Source organism: Pseudomonas sp. gcc21, assembly GCF_012844345.1.
Taxonomy (GTDB): domain Bacteria; phylum Pseudomonadota; class Gammaproteobacteria; order Pseudomonadales; family Pseudomonadaceae; genus Halopseudomonas.
This window is the reverse complement of record NZ_CP051625.1, coordinates 1,278,506-1,300,520: the sequence shown is the minus strand read 5'-3', so window position 1 is coordinate 1,300,520 and position 22,015 is coordinate 1,278,506. Positions and strand designations below refer to the sequence as shown.

Annotated in this window: 23 protein-coding genes; 16 read left to right on the top strand and 7 right to left on the bottom strand. The window is 57.3% G+C overall.

All coding sequences use genetic code 11. The annotated features are described in order from the left end of the window. Together HG264_RS06190 and HG264_RS06185 are read left to right on the top strand one after the other, a co-directional pair. A complete protein-coding gene (locus HG264_RS06190; RefSeq protein ID WP_169406830.1) occupies nt 1–510 on the top strand; it encodes a DUF6586 family protein in 510 nt (169 codons plus the stop codon). Between the two features lie 120 nt (nt 511–630). Further along, the gene (locus HG264_RS06185) at nt 631–864 is read left to right on the top strand and encodes a hypothetical protein (RefSeq protein ID WP_150298973.1); all 234 of its coding nucleotides are present in this window, start codon (nt 631–633) and stop codon (nt 862–864) included. Nucleotides 865–888: 24 nt separating this feature from the next. Here the strand turns inward: HG264_RS06185 and sulA are convergent, their stop codons facing one another. Then, nucleotides 889–1,392 (bottom strand): SOS-induced cell division inhibitor SulA, encoded by a 504-nt coding sequence (sulA, locus tag HG264_RS06180; protein WP_169406829.1) that lies wholly within the window; start codon nt 1,390–1,392, stop codon nt 889–891. A 29-nt stretch (nt 1,393–1,421) separates the two neighbouring features. Next, nucleotides 1,422–2,030 (bottom strand): transcriptional repressor LexA, encoded by a 609-nt coding sequence (lexA, locus tag HG264_RS06175; protein ID WP_169406828.1) that lies wholly within the window; start codon nt 2,028–2,030, stop codon nt 1,422–1,424. Nucleotides 2,031–2,235: 205 nt separating this feature from the next. Between lexA and HG264_RS06170 the strand changes: the two genes are divergently transcribed. The 4 genes from HG264_RS06170 (at nt 2,236) to HG264_RS06155 (ending at nt 5,263) form a co-directional block, all read left to right on the top strand. Continuing rightward, a complete protein-coding gene (locus tag HG264_RS06170; RefSeq protein WP_169406827.1) occupies nt 2,236–2,919 on the top strand; it encodes a TetR/AcrR family transcriptional regulator in 684 nt (227 codons plus the stop codon). 56 nt (nt 2,920–2,975) lie between these two features. Then, nucleotides 2,976–3,461: a L,D-transpeptidase gene (locus HG264_RS06165; protein WP_169406826.1), complete on the top strand. Its 486-nt coding sequence runs from the start codon at nt 2,976–2,978 to the stop codon at nt 3,459–3,461. A gap of 75 nt (nt 3,462–3,536) precedes the next feature. After that, nucleotides 3,537–4,523: a beta-N-acetylhexosaminidase gene (gene nagZ / locus HG264_RS06160; RefSeq protein ID WP_169409032.1), complete on the top strand. Its 987-nt coding sequence runs from the start codon at nt 3,537–3,539 to the stop codon at nt 4,521–4,523. Then, nucleotides 4,523–5,263 carry an S-methyl-5'-thioinosine phosphorylase gene (locus HG264_RS06155; RefSeq protein ID WP_169406825.1) on the top strand — a complete coding sequence of 247 codons (741 nt, stop codon included), beginning with the start codon at nt 4,523–4,525 and terminating at the stop codon, nt 5,261–5,263. Before nagZ ends, HG264_RS06155 begins: the two co-directional genes overlap by 1 nt. A 482-nt stretch (nt 5,264–5,745) precedes the next feature. Here HG264_RS06155 and HG264_RS06150 read toward each other — a convergent pair whose 3' ends face one another. Then, a complete protein-coding gene (locus HG264_RS06150; protein WP_169406824.1) occupies nt 5,746–6,300 on the bottom strand; it encodes a CsiV family protein in 555 nt (184 codons plus the stop codon). After that, on the bottom strand, nt 6,297–9,782 hold the full coding sequence (mfd, locus tag HG264_RS06145) for a transcription-repair coupling factor (protein WP_169406823.1): 3,486 nt from the start codon (nt 9,780–9,782) through the stop codon (nt 6,297–6,299). The genes HG264_RS06150 and mfd overlap by 4 nt, the downstream gene beginning before the upstream one ends. A 163-nt stretch (nt 9,783–9,945) precedes the next feature. Between mfd and HG264_RS06140 the strand changes: the two genes are divergently transcribed. The 10 genes from HG264_RS06140 (at nt 9,946) to sthA (ending at nt 20,314) form a co-directional block, all read left to right on the top strand. Then, nucleotides 9,946–11,391 carry a glyceraldehyde-3-phosphate dehydrogenase gene (locus tag HG264_RS06140; RefSeq protein ID WP_169406822.1) on the top strand — a complete coding sequence of 482 codons (1,446 nt, stop codon included), beginning with the start codon at nt 9,946–9,948 and terminating at the stop codon, nt 11,389–11,391. Nucleotides 11,392–11,752: 361 nt separating this feature from the next. Beyond that, the gene (locus HG264_RS06135; protein ID WP_169406821.1) at nt 11,753–13,090 is read left to right on the top strand and encodes a Na(+)-translocating NADH-quinone reductase subunit A; all 1,338 of its coding nucleotides are present in this window, start codon (nt 11,753–11,755) and stop codon (nt 13,088–13,090) included. Nucleotides 13,091–13,093: 3 nt separating this feature from the next. Continuing rightward, complete coding sequence (locus HG264_RS06130) at nt 13,094–14,308, top strand: NADH:ubiquinone reductase (Na(+)-transporting) subunit B (RefSeq protein WP_169406820.1); 1,215 nt, start codon at nt 13,094–13,096, stop codon at nt 14,306–14,308. Next, nucleotides 14,298–15,074 (top strand): Na(+)-translocating NADH-quinone reductase subunit C, encoded by a 777-nt coding sequence (locus tag HG264_RS06125; protein WP_169406819.1) that lies wholly within the window; start codon nt 14,298–14,300, stop codon nt 15,072–15,074. Before HG264_RS06130 ends, HG264_RS06125 begins: the two co-directional genes overlap by 11 nt. 1 nt (nt 15,075) lies before the next feature. Continuing rightward, nucleotides 15,076–15,747, top strand: coding sequence for an NADH:ubiquinone reductase (Na(+)-transporting) subunit D (locus HG264_RS06120; RefSeq protein ID WP_169406818.1), 672 nt, complete (start codon nt 15,076–15,078; stop codon nt 15,745–15,747). A 6-nt stretch (nt 15,748–15,753) separates the two neighbouring features. Beyond that, the gene (gene nqrE, locus HG264_RS06115; RefSeq protein ID WP_150299334.1) at nt 15,754–16,362 is read left to right on the top strand and encodes an NADH:ubiquinone reductase (Na(+)-transporting) subunit E; all 609 of its coding nucleotides are present in this window, start codon (nt 15,754–15,756) and stop codon (nt 16,360–16,362) included. Between the two features lie 15 nt (nt 16,363–16,377). Continuing rightward, nucleotides 16,378–17,601 carry an NADH:ubiquinone reductase (Na(+)-transporting) subunit F gene (gene nqrF, locus HG264_RS06110; protein WP_169406817.1) on the top strand — a complete coding sequence of 408 codons (1,224 nt, stop codon included), beginning with the start codon at nt 16,378–16,380 and terminating at the stop codon, nt 17,599–17,601. Nucleotide 17,602: 1 nt separating this feature from the next. Continuing rightward, on the top strand, nt 17,603–18,625 hold the full coding sequence (locus HG264_RS06105) for an FAD:protein FMN transferase (protein WP_178102805.1): 1,023 nt from the start codon (nt 17,603–17,605) through the stop codon (nt 18,623–18,625). Between the two features lie 3 nt (nt 18,626–18,628). Beyond that, on the top strand, nt 18,629–18,862 hold the full coding sequence (gene nqrM, locus HG264_RS06100; protein WP_169406816.1) for a (Na+)-NQR maturation NqrM: 234 nt from the start codon (nt 18,629–18,631) through the stop codon (nt 18,860–18,862). A gap of 54 nt (nt 18,863–18,916) precedes the next feature. Further along, on the top strand, nt 18,917–20,314 hold the full coding sequence (gene sthA, locus HG264_RS06095; protein WP_169406815.1) for a Si-specific NAD(P)(+) transhydrogenase: 1,398 nt from the start codon (nt 18,917–18,919) through the stop codon (nt 20,312–20,314). A gap of 35 nt (nt 20,315–20,349) precedes the next feature. Here sthA and HG264_RS06090 read toward each other — a convergent pair whose 3' ends face one another. The 3 genes from HG264_RS06090 to HG264_RS06080 are packed head-to-tail and all read right to left on the bottom strand — an operon-like array spanning nt 20,350 to nt 21,960. Further along, nucleotides 20,350–21,078, bottom strand: a complete 729-nt coding sequence (locus HG264_RS06090; RefSeq protein WP_169406814.1) for a glycerophosphodiester phosphodiesterase family protein — start codon at nt 21,076–21,078, stop codon at nt 20,350–20,352. 4 nt (nt 21,079–21,082) lie between these two features. After that, complete coding sequence (locus HG264_RS06085; RefSeq protein WP_372240204.1) at nt 21,083–21,382, bottom strand: phosphodiesterase; 300 nt, start codon at nt 21,380–21,382, stop codon at nt 21,083–21,085. Next, a complete protein-coding gene (locus HG264_RS06080) occupies nt 21,379–21,960 on the bottom strand; it encodes a PilZ domain-containing protein (protein ID WP_169406813.1) in 582 nt (193 codons plus the stop codon). Before HG264_RS06080 ends, HG264_RS06085 begins: the two co-directional genes overlap by 4 nt. Nucleotides 21,961–22,015: the final 55 nt, after the last annotated feature.

Here is a 22,015-nt window from a genome sequence, read left to right as displayed (position 1 = left end):
ATGGCTAACGAAGTCTACACCCGAACCAATCAGGCATTGTTTTTCGCACGTAAGGCACTGGATGCGTGGCGAGAAGCGGAGGGCTCCCAGGCGCTGGACGCCCGGAGCCAGGCGCTTTATCACCGGGAGCATGCGCTTTTTCACCTGTATCGTACGGTACTGGCCATCGTCCACGAGGTAGCTGATCGTTACCGTTGGCCGCTCATGGACGTGCGTACAGTGGAACAGGCGCTGGACGGGGAGGCGGCAAGGTGTTTTCCCGGGCCTGAGCTGGCTGAGCTGAGCGAGTTGGGTTGTGAGAGAGAAACCTGGCTGGGACGGTTGCTCGCCGGTTGGCTAGCCCTGCACGCGCCACCGGTGCAGGCCGCCACTAAGCCGCAGAACGACGGGCTGATAGCAAGCAGTGCGGCGAGTGCTCGCGCCGAGTGGTCACTGGATGATGCGGATGACGCCATCGGTGCGCTGAATGAGCTGATCAGCCGCTACCGTGACGGAATGGTGGAATATTGATTTTCGCCAGCCAGCCAGCCTCGCTCCTCGCGGGTTGCTGTCAAGCCTGAGTGGGCGTTACGCGGAGCCGGTCTGCTGCGTCTGTGGTACACTGCGCGCCAGTAGCCAGGAGACCAGAACATGCCTTCACCCTTTCTCGAAATAGTTGAGCTCCCCAACGGTAAGGTCGCGCTGCGACGCTCCGATGAGGACGGTGAGCCTTTGCTGGTCATCGAGTTCTCGCCCGACGCGAAGGATTTTCTGCAGGGCCATTACATTGAAGTCGCCAAGGCAATGATCAGCGCCGGCATGCAGGTGGCGGGGCAGGTGATGGAAGAAGACGATACCATCCCGGAGGATCGGGTCCTGCACTGATCTGTTATTGCCTGACAGTGCGACTCAGGCGGCTCGGGCTGCATCGAGCCGCACGTTCAGGCTGCGGCAGTTCCCTTTGCGAGCGGCGCCTTCCAGCATCTTGGCCTCACGCGCCCCTGCTGCCAACCAGCTGACCACCGTGTGACTGTTACCCAGCGCTAGAATCTCGCAGCAGAACGTCAGGCAATCCATGCTGCGCTTCGGGCGGACGATCAAAATCTGGCTCGGGTCCAGCCCGGCCGAGCGTAACCAGGTATGGCTCAGGTTTTCCGGTGGGTCGATCAAGGTCAGCCAGCGCGGCGTTCTTGTCTGGCTCAGATCGCGCAGAACCGGTGCGAGCCATTGCATGCACTGCCGCGGAGAACCATTCAGGCAGATCTCACTGAACCCTGTATCTTCATTGCTTTCGGCAACTTCGGTGGCCGCCTGCTGTTTCATCAGCCCCAGTGGTGCCCTGTAGCGGGACGCGAGCAGGGCATTCCTGATGAGATCAGACTGTTCGAGACGCGTTTCCTGGAAGTACGGCATGGTCAGCTCCTGGCGTAAACGGCAAATGGTCAGCGGCGTATAACGCCGACGCTCAACCCTTCAATAGTCAGTTCCTGCTCGGCAAGATCGATATCTATTGGCGCGAAGTCCGGGTTTTCGGCAATCAGTGAAACCTTGCGGCCTTTTTTCATGAAGCGTTTGACGGTGACTTCATCGTCTATGCGTGCAACGACTATCTGGCCATTGCGTGCTTCAGTGGTTCTATGCACGGCCAGCAGATCGCCATCGAAAATACCGATATCTTTCATGCTCATGCCTTTTACCTTGAGCAGGTAATCAGCCCTGGGATGGAAAAAATCAGGGTCGACCCGGCAATGATCTTCGATGTTCTCGACTGCCAGAATCGGGGCCCCCGCAGCAACCTGGCCGATAACCGGTAGGCGATCCTCTGCAGCATTTAGCGTATCGGCAGGTAAGCGTATCCCGCGCGATGCTCCGGGTATCATCTCGATAGCCCCCTTGCGAGCAAGCGCGCGTAAATGGTCCTCGGCAGCGTTTGGTGATTTGAAGCCGATTTCCCGGGCGATATCCGCACGCGTAGGCGGGTATCCGTGGGCATCCATATAATCCTTTATAAAGGAAAGAATCTGCTGCTGCCGTGCGGTGAGCTTTTGCATTTGGGTTGTGCCTGTTTTTTTATACAGTAGCTGTGATTATATACAGTTGATCTGTCAGTACAAGCTTGCCTGGCTCCAAATACTTGCGCCTCGCACGCAGATTGGTTAGAACCATACCTGCCAAGAGGCTCGTATGCGCTGAGCTTGACAGTCAGACCGTTTGAAACGTATGTTTCAAACACACGTTGGCGTACTTGGAATCCAGATGGCCCATTCTGATACCGTTCAAAGAATTCTCGATGCTGCTGAGCGGTCCTTTGCCGAAAAAGGATTTGCAGAAACATCCTTACGACTGATCACCAGTAAGGCAGGGGTGAACCTGGCGGCAGTGAATTATCACTTCGGTTCGAAGAAGGCGCTCATACAGGCGGTGTTCGTGCGGTTCCTCGATCCGTTCGTCTCAAGCCTGGAGCGGGAGCTGGACCGCCGGCAGGAGGCCGCAGAGGACGATGACCCCAGCCTGGAAGAGCTGCTTGAGATGCTGGTGCGTCAGGTGCTGACGGTCAAACCCCGAAGCGGTAATGACCTGTCGATTTTCATGCGCTTGCTGGGCTTGGCTTTCAGCCAAAGCCAGGGCCATCTGCGCAAGTATCTGGGGGAAGTATACGGCAAGGTATTCCAGCGCTATATGGTGTTGGTATACCGGGCCGCGCCGCAACTGCCGCCCGATGAGCTATTCTGGCGAGTGCATTTCATGCTCGGAAGTGCCGCATTTACCATGTCCAGTATGAAGGCGCTCCGGGCGATCGCTGAAGACGAGTTCGGCGTTCACCATAGCGTGGACCGTGTACTCAGGCTGATGGTCCCGTTCCTTGCTGCCGGCATGCGTGCCGACGGGAGTGCGATGGCGCGAGCTGTCGTTCCAGAGGCGCGTCTGGAATCGGTCTGATGGGCTTACCTCTGATGCTCTGATCCGTTATCGTGTGCACTTTCGCAGGGGCGCGCATGCAGCTGGATCTGATTCATATATCGATTTCTTCTCAGCAGCTAACCGGATACGCATCCGGTCGGCTGCTTTGCACGTTCCCCATCTCCACCGCCGTCAATGGGCCTGGCGAACGCAATGGCAGCGGTTGCACGCCGCGCGGTCTGCACCGTGTACGTGCGCGTATCGGCGCAGGCGAGCCCCAGGGCGCGGTGTTTATCGGCAGGCGTACCACCGGCGAGATCTGGACGGCCGAACTGGCCAGGCAGCATCCTCAGCGAGACTGGATTCTTTCACGAATTCTCTGGCTGTGCGGCGAGCGCCCCGGCTTCAACCGTGGCGGTAGCTGCGACTCCCAGCGACGCTACATCTATCTTCACGGCACCGGCGATGATCAACCTATGGGCGTACCCTTGTCCCACGGCTGCATCCGTCTGCGCAATAGCGACATTATCGAGCTTTTCGACATGACGCCGGTCGGTTGCAAGGTCCAGATTGAAGAATAAGTCCCCGCAGCGTTCATGCCGCTGCCATCACCCCTTAGCTAGGCAGGAGTAATAGGTTTGAATCAAGGTTCCCTGATGCTGGACGTCGCAGGTACGTGGCTCACTGCGGCCGACCGCGACATACTCAGACAGCCGGAAGTCGGCGGCATCATACTTTTTGCCCGCAATACCGAATCGCCAATGCAGGTGCGCGAACTGGTCAGAGCCATCCGTGCGGTGCGTCCGGATATGATTATTGCCATCGATCAGGAAGGCGGACGGGTGCAACGTCTGCGCAATGGCGTACTGCGACTCCCTGCGCTGGGTGACGTGGCGGCGCTACCAGCAGAACAAGCCGAACAGGCAGCCACTGCCGCGGCCTGGGTGATGGCCACAGAGATGCTCGCGTGCGGCATCGATATCAGTTTTGCTCCGGTGCTGGATCTTGATTATGGCCGCAGTGCCGTCATCGGTAACCGCTCACTGGGTGGTGATCCGCAGCAAGTGACCCGGTTGGCCGCGTCCTACATTCAAGGTCTGAAGCACGCCGGCATGGCTGCGACGGGCAAGCATTTCCCCGGCCATGGCTGGGCCGAGGCAGACTCTCATTTTGCTCTGCCGGTTGATGAACGCTCAGAAGAGGACATTCGCGCGTCGGATCTCAAGCCCTTCGCAGCGTTAGCCTCCCGACTTGACGGAATCATGCCCGCTCACGTCGTCTATCCCGCTGTAGATGAGCTGCCAGCCGGTTTTTCTCGGCGCTGGCTGCAAGACATCCTGCGCGCCGAGATGGCTTTTGAAGGAGTCATTTTCAGTGATGACCTGACCATGGCTGGTGCCCACGCGGTGGGCGGGATGAGCGAGCGTGTTGATGCGGCGTTGCATTCTGGCTGCGATATGTTGCTGGTGTGTAACGATCGCGACGCTGCGGAGCAGGCACTGGTGCACGTCCAAAAGATTGGCGTGCAACCGCCTGATAATCTTGGCCGAATGCTAGCCCGTCAGCGCCCCGGTGTAGAGTACAAGTCGTCTCCCGCCTGGCTGCAGGCAACCAGCTTGCTGAAACGCCTGGAGCTGCTCTGATGGACAGCGTCGCGATCATCGGTGGCACTGGGCTGAGCCAGCTGGAGGAGCTCCAGGTGACCGCCGAGCTGGACCCATCGACTCCGTTTGGCCGAGCGTCCGGACCGGTCATGAAAGGTTTGCTGGCCGGCCGTGAAGTGTTGTTTCTGGTGCGTCACGGAAATCCGCATCGTCTGCCTCCTCACAAGATCAATTACCGAGCCAACATCTGGGCTCTGAAAGAGGCTGGCGCTGACGCAGTGATCGCGGTGAACGCCGTCGGCGGCATCCATAGTGCGATGGGTTCAGGACACTTTTGCGTGCCTGACCAGTTAATCGATTACACCTGGGGCCGTGACAGCAGTTTTTTCGAGGTGGATCTCGAGCACGTCACGCATATCGATTTCAGCTATCCCTATGATGAGAGTCTGCGCAAGAAGCTGGTCGGCGTGATGGCGCGCCAGTCGATTGCTCACAGCCCCCATGGCGTGCACGCGATCACCCAGGGCCCGCGCCTGGAAACCGCAGCCGAGATACGGCGGCTCCAGCGCGATGGCTGTGACATTGTAGGGATGACCGGCATGCCGGAGGCCGCTTTGGCCCGCGAGCTGGGGCTGCCCTATGCGTGCCTGGCGCTCGTCGTCAATCCTGCTGCCGGGACGCATCCGGACATGATTAGCATGGAGTCGATGGAGCGGGTGGTCGCCGCCGGGATGGAGCAGGTCAGGAATATCCTGACGCGTGTGATTACCGAGGCCTGATTACAGTACGATTCCTGAGTTAGTCTCCGCGAGCCGACAGGGCTGCGCTGACACGCTGCAAGTACGTCCCTGTAAGCTCGGCGATGACATCCATGTCATCGAACGGTCATCGCAACTCTGTCGCCTCGCTCCGCCGAGATTGGAGCCGCCGGCTGGCTCGGAAAATCAGTTTAATCTCTCTATCGCACGAGTGCCTGATCGAGCTTGCCGACTGCCAGGGTGGAGCAAGTGTTGAAAACAGGGATGTTTTCACCAAGTCCCCATGGAAGGGTTCACGGCGTCTTGCGTAATCCTGGCAGGTGGCGGGCGATTGACTTTGGAATGAATCGGTGAGGGGATGCGGGCAATCCCCCTAGCCCCGCTTTTTCAAAGGGGGGAACCAGGCTGTGCTGTCAGGTGGTTTGATGTTTGGGTCATGCTGAGTCTGATCAGAGTTACCGCTACATGGCCATTGCTCGCTCGTTAGCAGCTTCAGACCGAGCTTAGCGGCTAACGATAATCAGCATGCCCAGGCTTTGATGATCCAGGTAGTGAACCTCGTCAGGGCGCAGGCGGCGGCTCTGTTGCAGGCGTTCGCTTACCGGCTGGCTGTCCATCGAGCCTGATTCATGGTGGACCCAGAATGCGACGTCGGCTTCCAGAGTGTTGGCGCGGCGCAGGCTGACCACACCCTGGACCGGATACTGATCGAAGCCGGTCAGGTCGTCGCCCTTGGTCACCGCTACAGGCGTGCCGGCGGGCTGGGTCCATGCTTTGTGAAAAAGTATTCTGGATCCCTGGGCGGACAATTTACGCGCTTCATTTGCCAGTCGATGGCGGGACGCGTCGATGGGCCGCACATTGCTACGGGTGGTGCTGTCCAGTTCTGCGGCGTCCGATTTCCAGTTCAGCTCGGGTCCGGGGCCCTCGACGATGCCGCTGCCGGGTTGAGTAAATAGCACTACTTCTACGATGTAATCCTGCGCACTGGCGAGCGATGTCGCGCTGAGCAGTAGCACGAGCAGCAGGGCGTGCAGGGGAGAGGCGGGTCTGGTCATTTGCGTTTTCCTTTGGCTTTCGGTTCGATCGGCGGTTGCTCCAACCGTTCGATAAGCGCTTCGACGGTGTTGAGCCGCAGCTCAGCATTGGCCATTGGCGCGCTGAACCGGAATATTGTGGCGCCTTCAAGTCGATACCGCTGGGGATTGTCCTGGATCATGCGCACCAGTACCAGTGGATCAACTGAGGTTTCGGCCGCAAATTCGAGCCTGCCATGCTCAGGGCCTACATCCACTTTGCAGATCCCCAGCGGCGCGCAGTGCAGTTTGAGCGAGGTTAGCCGGAACAGGGTTTTGACCGGCACCGGCAGCAGGCCAAAGCGATCAATCATCTCGACCTGCAGATCGCGCAAGGCATCTTCGTCGCCGGCATTGGCGATACGCTTGTACAGAATCAGCCTGGTATGAACGTCGGGGAGGTAATCGTCCGGTATCAGTGCAGGGAGACGCAGATTGATATCCGGTCCGCCGCCCAGTGGTTGTTCCAGCGAGGGCTCCTTGCCGTTCTGGATCGCCTTGACTGCGCGTTCAAGCATATCCATGTAGAGCGTGAAGCCAACCGCTTGGATCTGACCGCTTTGTCCGTCGCCAAGCAGTTCGCCGGCGCCGCGGATTTCCAGGTCGTGGGTCGCCAGCGTGAAACCGGCACCCAGATCCTGAGCCATGGCTATCGCTTCGAGACGCTTTTCCGCATCGCCGGTGATTTTTCGGCCCGCGGGGGTGAGCAAATAGGCGTAGGCCTGGTGATGGCTGCGACCGACCCGACCACGTAACTGGTGTAACTGTGCGAGCCCGAACTTGTCGGCGCGCTCGATAATGATGGTATTGGCGCTGGGGACGTCGATACCGGTCTCGATGATGGTTGTGGTAACGAGGATGTTGAACCGGCGATGATAGAAATCGCGCATCACCTGCTCAAGCGCACGTTCCGGCATCTGCCCATGGCTCACGCCAATTCGCGCTTCGGGCACTAGCTCAGCCAAGTCGGCAGCGCATTTTTCGATGGTCTGCACTTCGTTGTGCAGATAGTAGATCTGCCCACCGCGCAGCAGCTCACGAAGAATCGCCTCCTTCAGTACGGCTGGCTGTTGCTGCATGACAAAGGTCTTCACAGACAGGCGGCGTGCTGGAGGCGTGGCGATGATCGACAGATCCCGCATGCCGGACATGGCCATGTTCAGCGTACGTGGAATTGGCGTGGCGGTGAGGGTCAGTATGTCAACTTCGCTGCGCAGCTTCTTGAGTCGTTCTTTCTGGCGCACACCGAATCGATGTTCTTCATCGATGATCACCAGCCCCAGATCCTTGAACTTGATGTCTTCCTGCAGCAGCTTGTGCGTGCCGATCATGATGTCCACCTTGCCTTCGCCGAGCTCAGCGACCGCAGACTTCATCTCCTTGGCTGACTTGAAGCGCGACATGACCTCAACCTTGACGGGCCAGTCGGCAAAGCGGTCGCTGAAACTGTTGAAGTGCTGCTGGGCCAGCAAGGTCGTAGGCACCAGTACCGCGACCTGTTTGCCACTGTGTACGGCAACAAAGGCAGCGCGCATGGCGACTTCGGTCTTACCGAAGCCTACGTCGCCGCAGACCAGGCGATCCATTGGCTGGCTGCCGGTCATGTCATTGATGACCGCCTCGATCGCGGCTTGCTGATCAGCGGTTTCCTCAAACGGGAAGGTGTCAGCGAACGCCTCATAATCATGCTCGGGCTCGCTGAAACTGAAGCCCTTGCGCGCCGCCCGTCGGGCGTAGACGTCGAGCAATTCAGCCGCCACATCACGTACCTGCTCGGCCGCCTTGCGTTTGGCTTTTTGCCATTGCTCGGAACCCAGTCTGTGCAGCGGTGCGTGTTCATCTTCGGAGCCGGTATAACGCGCAATCAGATGCAGGTTCGATACCGGTACATATAGCGTCGCTTCGTCTGCATAGAGCAGTTTGAGAAATTCGGCTTCCTGGTCCTCGACCGTCAGGTTGACCAGGCCGCAATAGCGGCCGACACCGTGATCAATGTGAACCACCGGCGCGCCTTCGCGCAGCTCGGTCAGGTTGCGGATGACCGCGTCACCCAGGTCGGTAACCTTGCCGCGCCGTCTGCGCTGCATGACACGCTTACCGAACAGCTGCGTTTCGGAAATGAGTGCGACTGCAGGCGTGTCGACCACAAGCCCCTGATCTACAGGCGCTACGATGATGCCGATGGTGCTTCCGGATTGGACGAAGCCATGCCAGGTTTCGAACTGTTCCGGTTTGACGTCGATGCGAGACAGTAGCTCAAGCAACGCTTCGCGGCGCCCGGCGGAATCGGCAGCGAACAGCACGCGGCCGGCGAATCCATTCAGAAAGTTTTCCAGCTCAGCCAGGGGGCGTTCGCGCTTGTTGTCCAGTGGCAGCTCCGGCGGCGGCTGGCACGGCAGGTTGCTGCGCCCGGCGCCGGGCTCCAGCTCATCCGTATGGCAGACGACCCGTGGATAGCCCTTAATCTGGGCGAAGCAGTCTTCTACGGTGAGAAATAGCTCAGCTGGCGGGAGCAGAGGGCGAGTCGGATCCAGGCTCTGATCCTGGTGGCGAACGCGTACGTCGTTCCAGAACTGCTCGGCGCTGGATTCGATCCCCGGTTCGCTGAACAGCAGCGTATTCTCGGGGAGATAGTCGAACAGCGTGCCGAGTTCCTCGAAAAACAACGGCAGGTAATACTCGATACCAGGCGGTATCAGTCCTTCGGACATGTCCTGATACAACGGCACCTTGCGGTGGTCGATCTCGAAACGTTCGCGAAAGCGAGCGCGAAAGCCGGTAAGGGCTGACTTGTCCAGCGGGAATTCCCGGGCCGGTAGCAGGTGGATGCGCTCGACCTTGTCGATGGAGCGCTGGGTTTCCGGATCGAAGGTGCGGAGGGTCTCGATCTCATCGTCAAACAGGTCAATCCGGTAGGGCAGCTTGCTACCCATCGGAAACAGATCAAGCAGCGCGCCGCGGACGGCGTAATCGCCATGCTCGTAAACCGTGTCCACACAACGGTAACCGGCTGCATCAAGGTTCATGCGCATGCGGTCGATGTCGAGCTGCTGGCCGGTCTCCATCATCAGTACCGAGCCACCCAAGAAGGGGCGCGGCGGGATGCGGTGGAGCAGGGTGGTCATGGGGACCACGAGTATCCCCTGTTTCACTTGCGGTAGTTGATACAGGGTTTTCAGGCGCTGGGAGATAATGTCCTGGTGTGGTGAGAACCGGTCATAGGGCAGCGTTTCCCAGTCGGGGAAAGTCAGTACCGGCAGATGAGGCGCAAAGAACCGCAGCTCACGGTCGAGGCGGTCTGCCATCGCCGTATCGCGTGTTATGACCAGGCTCAGGCCCTGGTGCCGGCTCGCTGCTTCCGCAATTGCCAAGGCGCGCGCTGCGCCGTCCAGCCGGCCCCATGCAACTTTGCCATTATTAATGTTGAACTTTTCGAGGGGTAAGATCGTCTGACTGCCGGGCATGCTTGGGGTCCATCAGGAAAAGCGCTAGTGTAACGCCGTCTGGTACGGTCTGTCCGACATGGTCTGTCCTGTCTCCGGCTTTTTCCAAGGATGATTGCCTCTCTTGCCCGCTAAACGCATAATATTGGCCCTCTTTAGCACCCAAGACCTGGAAGGAAACGCCGTGACTCAAGCCCAATACGATCAATGCCTGGAAGCCTGGACTGAACGGGAAGCAACCGCTGAGGCGATGATTCCGCTGATCGGTCGGCTGTACCGCGAGAACAACGTGGTCACCTCAATCTATGGCCGGGGTCTGGTGAACCGGTCTGTTATCAGTCTACTCAAATCTCACCGTTTCGCCCGCCAGATTGATGATACCGAGCTGTCGGTCCACGACACATTTCCTGTCATCAAGGCGCTGCTGGATCTGGATCTGGGGCCGGCTTCGATTGACCTTGGCCGACTGGTAAACAAATTCCGTGAGGTCGGTGGCGATGATTTGGACGCCTTCCTGCGTGATGAGCTGGCTGAGGTAATCGGCAAGAAAGGCGAGCGGCGTGAAGGGCGTGATGTCGTTCTGTATGGTTTCGGTCGTATTGGACGTCTGCTGGCCCGCATCATGGTTGAAAAGACCGGCGCTGGCGACGGTCTGCGTCTGCGCGCCATCGTCGTGCGCAAGGGTGCCGCCAACGATCTGGCCAAACGCGCCAGTCTGCTGCGCCGCGATTCGGTTCACGGCTCCTTCCAAGGCACCATTACGATCGATGAAGAGAGCAATACGCTCACTGCAAACGGCAACGTCATTCAGATCATTTATGCCAGCGACCCGAGCAGCGTCGTTTACACCCAGTACGGTATCAAGGACGCGATCGTTGTTGATAACACCGGCGTATGGCGTGACGAGGCAGGCCTGTCTCAGCACCTCAAGTGCCCGGGTGTTTCCCAGGTAGTCCTCACTGCACCGGGCAAGGGTGACCTGAAGAATATCGTTCATGGCATCAACCATGCGGCAATTACGCCCGAAGACAAGATCATTTCCGCTGCGTCCTGTACGACCAACGCAATCGTGCCGGTGTTGAAAGCAATCAATGACAAATACGGCATTGAAAATGGTCACGTTGAGACTGTTCATTCCTACACAAATGACCAGAACCTGATCGATAACTTCCACAAGGGCAATCGCCGTGGCCGCAGCGCCGCGTTGAACATGGTCATCACCGAGACTGGCGCCGCCAAGGCTGTGGCCAAGGCGCTGCCCGAGCTGTCCGGCAAACTCTCCGGTAACGCGATCCGGGTGCCCACGCCCAACGTGTCCATGGCGATTCTGAACCTGAATCTGAAGAGCAGCACTAACCGTGACGAGGTCAATGATTACCTGCGTCACATGGCGTTGCACTCCGACCTGCACAAGCAGATCGACTTCACTAATTCTCAGGAAGTGGTTTCCACCGACTTCGTTGGCTCCCGCCACGCTGGTGTTGTGGATGCTGAAGCAACCATCTGCAATGACAATCGTGTGATTCTGTATGTGTGGTACGACAACGAATTCGGATACAGCTGTCAGGTTGTGCGGATTCTGGAAGACATGGCCAATGTGAATCCTCCGGCATTTCCGTCCAAGCGGTAAGCAAGGCTATGCAAAAAAGGCGCTTCGGCGCCTTTTTTGTTGTGCGTTCTTCAGGTGTCCGCATGAAACCGTTGCTCCTGTTGTCGCCATGCAACGGCTTTTCTCAGGGTTTTGAACCAGCGCTTGATTCTCGCAAATGCGACTGATTGTCACTGGGGCGGTATGAAGCAGATACTCCGAAATATTCAAGTGCTTGAGTAGCTTTGGTTAGGCAGGATCTTTATACTTAGCGGGATTTTTGGTGGGGGTTTGCTGCCGTCTTGCTTTGATTCCGCGTCTGTTTTCAGCGCCATATCGTCGGGTTTCCCGGTTCGGTAGCGGCACACCCTTATAGATTCCAACCAGTGATTAGGCTATTCGTATGATAAAAATCAAACGGGGCTTGGACTTGCCAATCACCGGGTCGCCCGAGCAACGTATTGACGATGCCCGTCAGGTACGTAGCGTGGCCGTAATCGGCTTCGACTACCACGGTATGAAACCTACCATGGAAGTACAATTGGGTGACCGGGTCAGATTGGGACAGATCCTGTTCAGTGACAAGAAAACACCTGGAGTTGTGTATACGGCTCCTGCCAGCGGCGTGATCAGCGCCATCAATCGTGGCGAAAAGCGTGTTTTGCAGTCTGTCGTGATCGATGTCGAGGGCGATGATGCCGTCGAGTTCGATGCGCACGAAGCCGCAGCTCTGGCCAGCCTTGATGGCGAAAAGGTTCGTCAGCAGCTTATCAATTCAGGCATGTGGACAGCCCTGCGGACCCGACCTTACAGCAAGGTCCCGGAAGTGGACGCAACGCCCAGTTCGATTTTTGTCACCGCCATCGACACCCATCCGCTGTCAGCCGATCCGGCTGTCGTGCTTGCCGATCAGGCTGAAGCCTTCGAAAACGGTCTTAAGGTGCTGTCCCGGCTTGCTCGCGTCTGGCTGTGCAAGGCCGACGGGGCATCGATCCCCGGCGAGAATGTTGAAGGTGTACGTACAGAGAGCTTCGCAGGGCCGCATCCGGCAGGTCTCCCCGGCACCCATATTCATATGCTTGATCCGGTCAACGAGAACCGCCAGGCCTGGCATATCAATTACCAGGACGTGATCGCGGTCGGCAAGCTGTTTACTGACGGTCGTCTCTGGACTGAGCGCGTCATCGCGCTGGGTGGTCCGCAGGTAGAAAAACCACGCCTGCTGAAAACCCGTGTGGGAGCGAACCTTGAGGAGTTGACCGCTGGTGAGCTCAAGACTGGCGTAAATCGCATCATCTCGGGTTCAGTATTCGGTGGCCGTCACGCGCGTGGCCCAGTCAGTTATCTAGGTCGTTATCATCTGCAGGCATCCGTATTGCTGGAAGGCACTGATCGGCAGATGCTGCATTACTTGCGTGCCGGTACTGACAAACACTCCGTAATGAACATCTTTTTGTCCAAGCTCAGCCCGTCGAAGCTGTTCGATATGACTACCACCACCAATGGCAGTCCTCGCGCCATGATTCCGGTTGGCAACTACGAACAGGTCATGCCGCTGGATATCCTTCCGACCCAACTGTTGCGCGCATTGATTGTCGGCGACACCGAAGTCGCTCAACAGCTCGGTTGTCTGGAGCTGGATGAAGAAGATCTGGCGCTGTGCAGTTACGTGTGTGCCGGTAAGTACGAATACGGCCCGATTCTGCGGGACAACCTAACCCGCATCGAAAAGGAGGGTTAAGCCATGGGTCTTCGTGCATTGCTCGACAAGATCGAGCATAACTTCGAAAAAGGCGGTAAACACGAGAAGTATTACGCCTTGTATGAAGCCGTGGATACTTTCCTGTATCGCCCGGGCAGCGTTACCCGGACAACCTCCCATGTACGCGACGGGCTTGACCTCAAGCGCATGATGATCACCGTCTGGTTGTGTACTTTCCCGGCGATGTTCTACGGGATGTATAACGTCGGTCTTCAGGCCAACAGCATTTATGCTGAAAACCCTGAAATGCTGGGTATGCAGGATAGCTGGCGCATCGCGCTGATCCAGATGTTCGCTGGATTCGATCCGGCTAGCCTGTGGGACAACTTCGTACACGGCGCAGCGTACTTCCTGCCGGTGTACGCGGTGACCTTCATAGTGGGCGGTTTCTGGGAGGTGGTGTTTGCATCGGTCCGCAAGCATGAGGTCAATGAAGGTTTCTTCGTTACTTCAGTCCTGTTTGCATTGATTCTGCCGCCGGATATCCCTCTCTGGCAGGTCGCACTGGGTATCAGCTTCGGCGTGGTCATCGGCAAGGAAGTCTTTGGCGGTACCGGTAAGAACTTCCTTAACCCGGCGCTAACCGGCCGGGCCTTTCTGTTCTTTGCCTATCCTGCGGAAATTTCCGGTGATGCGGTATGGACGGCGGTCGATGGCTACGCCAGCGCCACTGCACTCAGTGCTATGGCGATGGGCGGTGTCGAAGCGGTCATCGGCCAGGGCATTACCTGGTGGGACGCATTCCTTGGCAATATCCACGGCTCGATGGGTGAAACTTCAACCCTGGCGATTTTCATTGGCGGCGCAGTATTGTTGATGACCCGCATCGCTAGCATGCGGATTGTTCTGGGCGTAATGATCGGCATGATCGCGACCAGCTTGTTGTTCAACGTGCTGGGATCGACATCCAATCCGATGTTCGCGATGCCCTGGTACTGGCACCTCGTCACCGGTGGTTTCGCCTTCGGCATGATCTTCATGGCTACCGATCCCGTGTCAGCGTCCATGACGAACACGGGTAAGTGGGTGTTTGGTGCTCTGATCGGGTTGATGGTGGTGCTGATTCGTGTAGTGAACCCAGCGTTCCCTGAGGGCATGATGCTCGCGATTCTATTCGCTAACCTCTTTGCTCCCCTGATCGATCACTTCGTCGTTCAGGCCAACATCAAACGGAGGCTTGCACGTAATGTCCACTAAAAAAGAATCCGTCAGCCGTACTATTATCGTCGCGCTGCTGGTCTGCCTGGTGTGCTCGATCGTGGTGTCGGTCGCCGCCGTGTCGCTCAAGCCGGTGCAGGTGAAAAACCAGCTGCTCGACAAACAGCGCAACATTCTGTTGATTGCCGGTTTGCTGGAAGAAGGGCCTAGCGTAGCTGAACAATTCGAGCAGGTAACTGCGCGTCTGGTGGATCTGCGTACCGGTAAGTTCAGCGATGCGCACGAGCCGCTGAGCTACGACCAGCAGGCTGCATCGCGGGATCCGAACCTGTCCCGCGCGCTGGAAGCGCATGAGGACGTGGCCAGCATTCGTCGACGCGAGCATTACGCTACGGTGTACATGATCGAGAACGAAGACGGCATCGAAACCATGATTCTGCCGATACATGGCTATGGTCTCTGGTCCACTCTGTACGGCTTCCTCGCGCTGGAAGGCGACCTCAACACCATCCGCGGGCTGGGTTTTTACCAGCACGGTGAAACACCCGGTCTTGGTGGCGAGGTAGATAATCCCCGGTGGCGTGAGCTGTGGAAAGGCAACGTCGTATACAACGAGGAAGGTGAAGTCGGCGTACAGGTCGTCAAGGGTACCGTCGATGGCAGCGATCCGCGTCGTCAATACAAGGTCGACGGTCTGGCTGGCGCTACGCTGACCAGTCGCGGCGTCGAGAATCTCGTTCGATTCTGGATGGGCGACACCGGTTTCCGTTCCTTCTTGCAAAACCTGAAAGCAGGGGAGGCATGACATGGCTAATGTAAGTGCCAAAGGGGTCCTTTTCGATCCCGTATTCAAGAACAACCCGATTGCACTTCAGATCCTGGGTATCTGTTCGGCTCTGGCGGTTACCACCAGTCTCAATGTGACGCTAGTCATGTGTCTGGCGCTGACCTCGGTGACGGCATTCTCCAACCTGTTCATCTCGACAATCCGCTCACAGATCCCCGGCTCGATCCGCATGATCGTGCAGATGGTGATCATTGCTTCGCTGGTTATCGTGGTGGATCAGGTGTTGAAAGCCTACGCGTTCAATATCAGCAAACAGCTGTCGGTGTTCGTTGGTCTGATCATCACCAACTGTATCGTGATGGGTCGCGCTGAAGCGTTTGCCATGCAGAACCCTCCGCATCTGAGCTTCTTGGACGGGGTGGGTAACGGCTTGGGCTATAGCTTCATCCTGATTGTGGTTGCCACCATTCGTGAGCTGTTCGGCGCTGGCAAGCTGCTGGGTTATGAAATCCTGCCGGTCGTCAGCGAGGGTGGCTGGTATCAGCCCAACGGCCTGTTGCTACTGCCACCGTCCGCGTTCTTTATTATCGGCTTGATTATCTGGGCTCTGCGTAGCTGGAAGACCGAACAGGTCGAGGCGAAGGATTACCCGATGGCACCCCAGTCCCGTGCCGTGAAGGAGGCTATGTAAATCATGATCGAACATTATATTAGCCTCGCGGTCCGGGCCATTTTTGTCGAAAACATGGCCCTCGCGTTCTTCCTCGGGATGTGTACGTTTATCGCTATCTCGAAGAAGGTGCAGACTGCAATCGGTCTGGGCATCGCGGTGATCGTCGTACTGACGATCACGGTTCCCGCGAACAACCTGATCTACACCTATCTGCTCAAGGATGGCGCTCTGGCCTGGGCAGGCCTGCCCAACGTCGACCTCAGCTTCCTGGGTCTGCTGAGTTACATCGGCGTTATCGCCGCGATTGTGCAGATCATGGAAATGCTGCTCGACAAGTTCGTGCCTGCGCTCTACAACGCGCTGGGCGTGTTCCTGCCGCTGATCACGGTTAACTGCGCGATCATGGGGGCTGCACTGTTCATGGTCGAGCGGGATTACGCCTTCGGTGAGAGTGTGGTCTATGGCTTTGGCTCGGGCACCGGCTGGGCTCTGGCGATCGTTGCGTTGGCAGGGATCCGCGAGAAGCTCAAATACAGCGATGTGCCGGATGGTCTGCGCGGCCTGGGCATAACATTCATCGCCGTGGGTCTGATGTCCCTCGGTTTCATGTCGTTTTCCGGCGTGCAACTGTAAAGAGGAGCTGAACTGATGGAGATGGAAATTTATCTCGGCGTAGGGATGTTCACAGCCATCGTATTGACCCTGGTGACTGTGATTCTGATTGCGCGTTCAAAGCTGGTCAGCAGCGGTGATGTCAATATCGAGATCAACGGCGAGCGGACTGTTACCGTGGCCGCGGGCGACAAGCTGCTGAATACGCTGTCTTCCAATGGCATCTTTCTATCGTCTGCATGTGGCGGTGGCGGCACCTGCGCTCAGTGCAAATGCATCGTCGAGAGCGGCGGCGGCGAAATGTTGCCCACCGAAGAAACGCATTTCACCAAGCGCGAAGCGAAGGAAGGCTGGCGTCTTTCCTGCCAGACTCCGGTCAAGCAGGACATGAAGATCGAGGTTCCGGAAGAAGTATTCGGGGTCAAGAAGTGGGAATGCACCGTTGAATCGAACCCCAACGTCGCGACCTTCATCAAGGAGCTGACGTTGAAATTGCCGGAGGGCGAGAATGTCGACTTCCGTGCGGGCGGTTACGTGCAGCTGGAATGCCCGCCGCACACCGTGAACTACAAGGATTTCGATATTCAACCGGAATTCCGTGGCGACTGGGACAAGTTCAATCTGTGGAAATTTGTCTCCAAGGTGGACGAAACAGTCATTCGCGCGTACTCCATGGCGAACTACCCGGAAGAGCGTGGCTTGGTCAAATTCAACATCCGTGTAGCGTCACCGCCGCCCGGGCGTGATGAGCTGCCACCGGGCAAAATGTCCTCCTGGGTGTTCAGCCTCAAGCCTGGCGACAAGGTCACCGTTTATGGACCGTTCGGTGAATTCTTTGCCAAGGATACCGAAGCTGAAATGGTCTTCATTGGTGGTGGTGCAGGTATGGCGCCCATGCGCTCGCACATCTTTGACCAGCTCAAGCGTCTGCAGTCCAAGCGCAAGATGTCCTTCTGGTACGGTGCACGTTCATTGCGCGAAGCGTTCTACGTCGAGGAATACGACAAACTCGCCGCAGAGAACGAGAACTTCGAATGGCATCTGGCGTTGTCCGATCCCTTGCCTGAAGACAATTGGGAAGGCCCGACCGGATTCATTCATAACGTGCTCTACGAGAATTACCTCAAGGACCATCCGGCTCCAGAGGATTGCGAGTACTACATGTGTGGACCGCCGATGATGAACGCCTCGGTGATCAAGATGCTGCAGGACCTGGGTGTTGAGCCGGAGAATATCTTGCTTGATGACTTCGGCGGCTAGCATGCTGCACCGCATCACTCAGCCCGCTTTCGTAGTTGCTGTGGCAGCTACGTTAGCGGGCTGTTTCAATTCTGCAGAAACGGTTTCCGAAATCTACGGCGGCACCATGGGCAGTACCTATTCGATAAAATGGGTAAGTACCGAGGAGACGCCTGCGCCGGAAGCGTTACAAGCGAATATTGAAGCGCTGTTAGCCGAATTCGATGGCGAAGTGTCCACCTGGCGTGATGATTCAGATCTGGCTCGCTTCAATGCTCTTCCGGCAGGTAGCTGCCAGGACATGCCTGAATCCGTTCTGGAGATGGTGTCCTTGGCCGACGAGCTCCATGAGCACAGCGATGGGGGCTTTGATATCACCATCGGCCCCTTGCTCGAATTATGGGGTTTCCATGGTGGCCCGGCCGGTCAGTCAGTTCCTGAAGCTGCGGCGCTGACTGAAGTGTTGCAGAAAGTCGGCCAGCAGAATCTGCATACGGTAGACGGGCAGTTGTGCAAGGACGCACCTGTCCAGGTGGATCTGAGCGCGATGGCAGCCGGTTACATGGTGGATCGGGTGGTGGAACACCTGGCGGCAGAGAGCATCACAAGTTATATGGTGGAAATCACCGGGGAACTCAAGGCAGCGGGTTCGAAACCCGGCGATGTGCCTTGGCGCATCGCTATTGAAGAGCCCCGTGACGACAACCGTATCGCTCAGCTCATTCTGCCGCTGGATGGTCACGGAGTGTCTACGTCGGGTGATTACCGCAACTACTTCGAGTTTGAAGGCAAGCGGTATTCCCATACCTTCGATCCACGCAGCGGTGAACCGGTCATGCATCAGCTGGCCGCGGTAACAGTACTGGACCCGGATACGGCCAGGGCTGACGGATTATCGACCCTGTTGCTGGTCAAGGGCCCGGAGCTGGGTTGGCAGTATGCTGTCGAGCAGGATATTGCAGCGTTATTTGTTATACGCAAAGGGGTGGGCTTCGAATCCAGAAGTACGCCTCGATTCAAGGCCCTTGAACGGGGCAAGGAGTAGAAAATGGTCTGGTTATTAGCATTTTTGTTGATGTGCCTGGTCGTGGCTGGCATGGCGGTCGGCGTGATGATGGGCCGCAAGCCGATCGCCGGCTCGTGTGGCGGCATCGGCGCAACAGGTCTGGATTCCAGCTGCTCGATCTGTGGTGGAAACGCCGATAAGTGCGACGAGAACAGCCTCGAGACGAAAAAGAAGCCCAAGGCGAACCTGGCCTACGACGCGACCAAGGTCGAGTAGTTGACGCAATAGCACTATGCAAGCATCCGGGTATTGGAACAAGGAAATCGAAGTATGGCCGTATATAACTATGATGTAGTGGTGCTGGGCTCAGGGCCAGCGGGCGAGGGCGCTGCGATGAATGCCGCCAAGCATGGCCGCAAGGTTGCAGTAGTCGAAGCCCACAGCCTGGTAGGGGGCAATTGCACGCACCTGGGCACTATTCCGTCCAAAGCCCTGCGGTATTCGGTCAAGCAGATTATTCACTTCAATACCAACCCGATGTTTCGCGTGATAGGCGACCCGCGTTGGTTTTCCTTCCCGGATGTGCTTAAAAGCGCCGAAAGCGTGATGGCCAAGCAGGTGGCGTCGCGTACCAGTTATTATGCGCGCAATCGTGTGGATCTGTTTTTTGGCCGCGGCAGCTTCGCAGACGCCAACACCATCGAGCTGGTAAACGCGCAGGGTGTGGTCGAGCGTTTGGCGGCGAAGGAAATCATCGTCGCCACGGGTTCGCGGCCATACCGTCCAGCGGACGTGAACTTCAACCATCCGCGCATCTACGACAGCGATACCATTCTCAAGCTTAACCATACACCCAGGAATTTGATCATCTACGGGGCTGGGGTAATCGGCTGTGAATATGCTTCGATTTTCTGTGGCCTGGGTGTGAAGGTTGATCTTATTGACAACCGCGATCGCCTGCTCAGCTTCCTTGATGACGAAATCTCTGACGCGCTGAGTTATCACCTGCGCAACAACGCCGTGCTGATTCGTCACAACGAGGAATACGAGAAGATTGAGGGTCTGGATAATCGCGGTGTAGTCCTGCACCTGAAGTCGGGCAAGAAGCTCAAGGCTGACGCACTGCTGTGGTGCAACGGACGTACGGGTAACACGGATGGACTGGGGCTGGAAAATGTCGGGTTGCAGGCCAACGGGCGTGGCCAGCTCAGCGTCGATGAAAATTACCGGACCGAAGTGCCGAACATCTATGCCGTAGGGGATGTGATCGGCTGGCCGAGCCTGGCCAGTGCTGCTTTCGATCAGGGCCGTTCCGCTGCCGGCAATATCGTCAGCAATGATGCATGGCGTTTTGTCGACGATGTGCCGACGGGTATCTATACGATTCCGGAAATCAGTTCCCTGGGCAAGACCGAACGAGAGTTGACCGAGGAAAAAGTGCCCTACGAAATTGGCCAGGCGTTCTTCAAGAATATGGCCCGCGCGCAAATCAGTAGCGAGCCGGTTGGTATGCTCAAGCTGCTCTTTCACCGGGAGACGCTGGAAGTGCTGGGCATCCACTGTTTCGGCGACCAGGCTTCGGAGATCGTGCACATCGGCCAGGCGATAATGAACCAGAAGGGCGAAGCGAACTCCATCAAGTATTTCGTCAACACGACCTTCAACTATCCAACCATGGCGGAAGCCTACCGCGTGGCCGCGCTGGATGGTCTGAACCGTTTGTTCTGATGCGAACCCTGCCCGGCAAGAACCGGGCAGTTCTCTCAGGTGTGCAAGCCGATCGTCTCAACTGCCAGGTGCGGGACATCGGTGATAATGCTGTCAACACCCATCCCGACCAATCTATGCATCAACGCCGGATCGTTAACGGTCCAGACCGATACGTGCAAGCCGTGGCGATGCGCACGACGAACCCGCTGCAGGTTGCATAGTTTCCAGTTCAGCACCAGAAACTGACAGCCGTAGCGCAAGGCGCTGCGTATGGGATCAAGCAGGCCGTATTCCTCTACCAGACCTGTGGGCAAAGAAAAACCTGATGTCTTTGCCACCTTGAGCAGCGTGCGGCTACCCGATGTGATGACGACCTTGTTCTCCAGTCCGAACTGCTCAACCAGTCTGGCAAGCGCATCCAGCACAATATGGGACTGATTGATCGAGCCCGATTTGACCTCAAGCTGATAATGCTCGATTTCCGAAAGCTCGCGGAACAGCTGTTCCAGAGAGGGGATGGCACAGGTGCTGGACCAGCCCGGCAGGGCAAAACGAGCATCTATCTGCATCAGCTCTTCTGCGGTGTGCTGTGCGATTTTGCCGCGCAGACCGGTGGTGCGCTTTAGCGTCGGGTCATGAATGATCATTAACTTACGGTCAGAAGACAGGTGCAGATCCAACTCCATTCGCGTTACGCCTGCATCCAATGCCTGACGAAAACTTGGCAGGGTGTTTTCCGGGGCTTCCCCGCGAGCGCCGCGGTGACCGTAAAGAATGGTCATTCGCTCAATTAGCCTTCGGCCGGTGCTGAAGGACGCTGTGTACGACGGTGTTTGCTTCGAAGTACACGCTGAAGCCTTGATAATCCCAACGACTTATAGGCGGCTCGCCAACGGCCGTATGACGTACCGCTGGCTCGCCGTGGCGCTGGATAACCGATGCGGCTGACTGGCCACGCAGAGGTAGTTCGATCGAGACAGCTGAGCTGTGCTGCTGCCCAACCGGAATGGTTAAAGTGTCTGCCCCTGCTAACGGTGTGGTGAGCAGGAGAGAAAAAGCCAACAAACGGGCGTTCAGAATGTTCATAACTGAATCCTTTCGGTTTTCGCGGCACGTATTTCCTGTGCCTGTTTCTGCAGAATATGTCTGGCGAGCAGCTGGCGTTCCGGATCGCTTAGTGCTTCGAAGCTGACACCTATGGTCCAGCTGCCGGCTGCTTCGGCGCAATCGCAGCGTAGCACCCGCGCTGGAATCACCAGCCCGAGCGGAGAGGGCATGAGTACCAGCCGCAGTGCAAGCCAGGTTTCGGGTTCGAGCGGTTCGGTGGCCGTGAAGGACATACCTCCTTCGCTCAAGGTCACCTGCAGCTTATCCGTCGGCGTATCGGCAGCCTGGGTAACCAGCGTTCTGGCAACCAGCTCGATGCGCTTGTTTACAATCTTCAGGTAGGCCGCCAGTGAACGGTCACGTTCACCTATCTGGCGCAGCAGATGCTGGGATTCCTGCTCCAGCACCTGAAGCTCGCTGAGCATCTGGAATTGCGGCGACTCGAGTTGCGCATCGGACAGATCCGGTCCTTTAATGACCCGGTAGTCCAGGGCAAGCTTATCTTCAATGCGGTAAAAATCCCTTTTATCTTGAATGCTGTCGTCAATCGTTTGCATGTCATGGTCCGTTTATCCCAGCTGAATTCAGTGTAACATGTCTCTCCCAATAGCC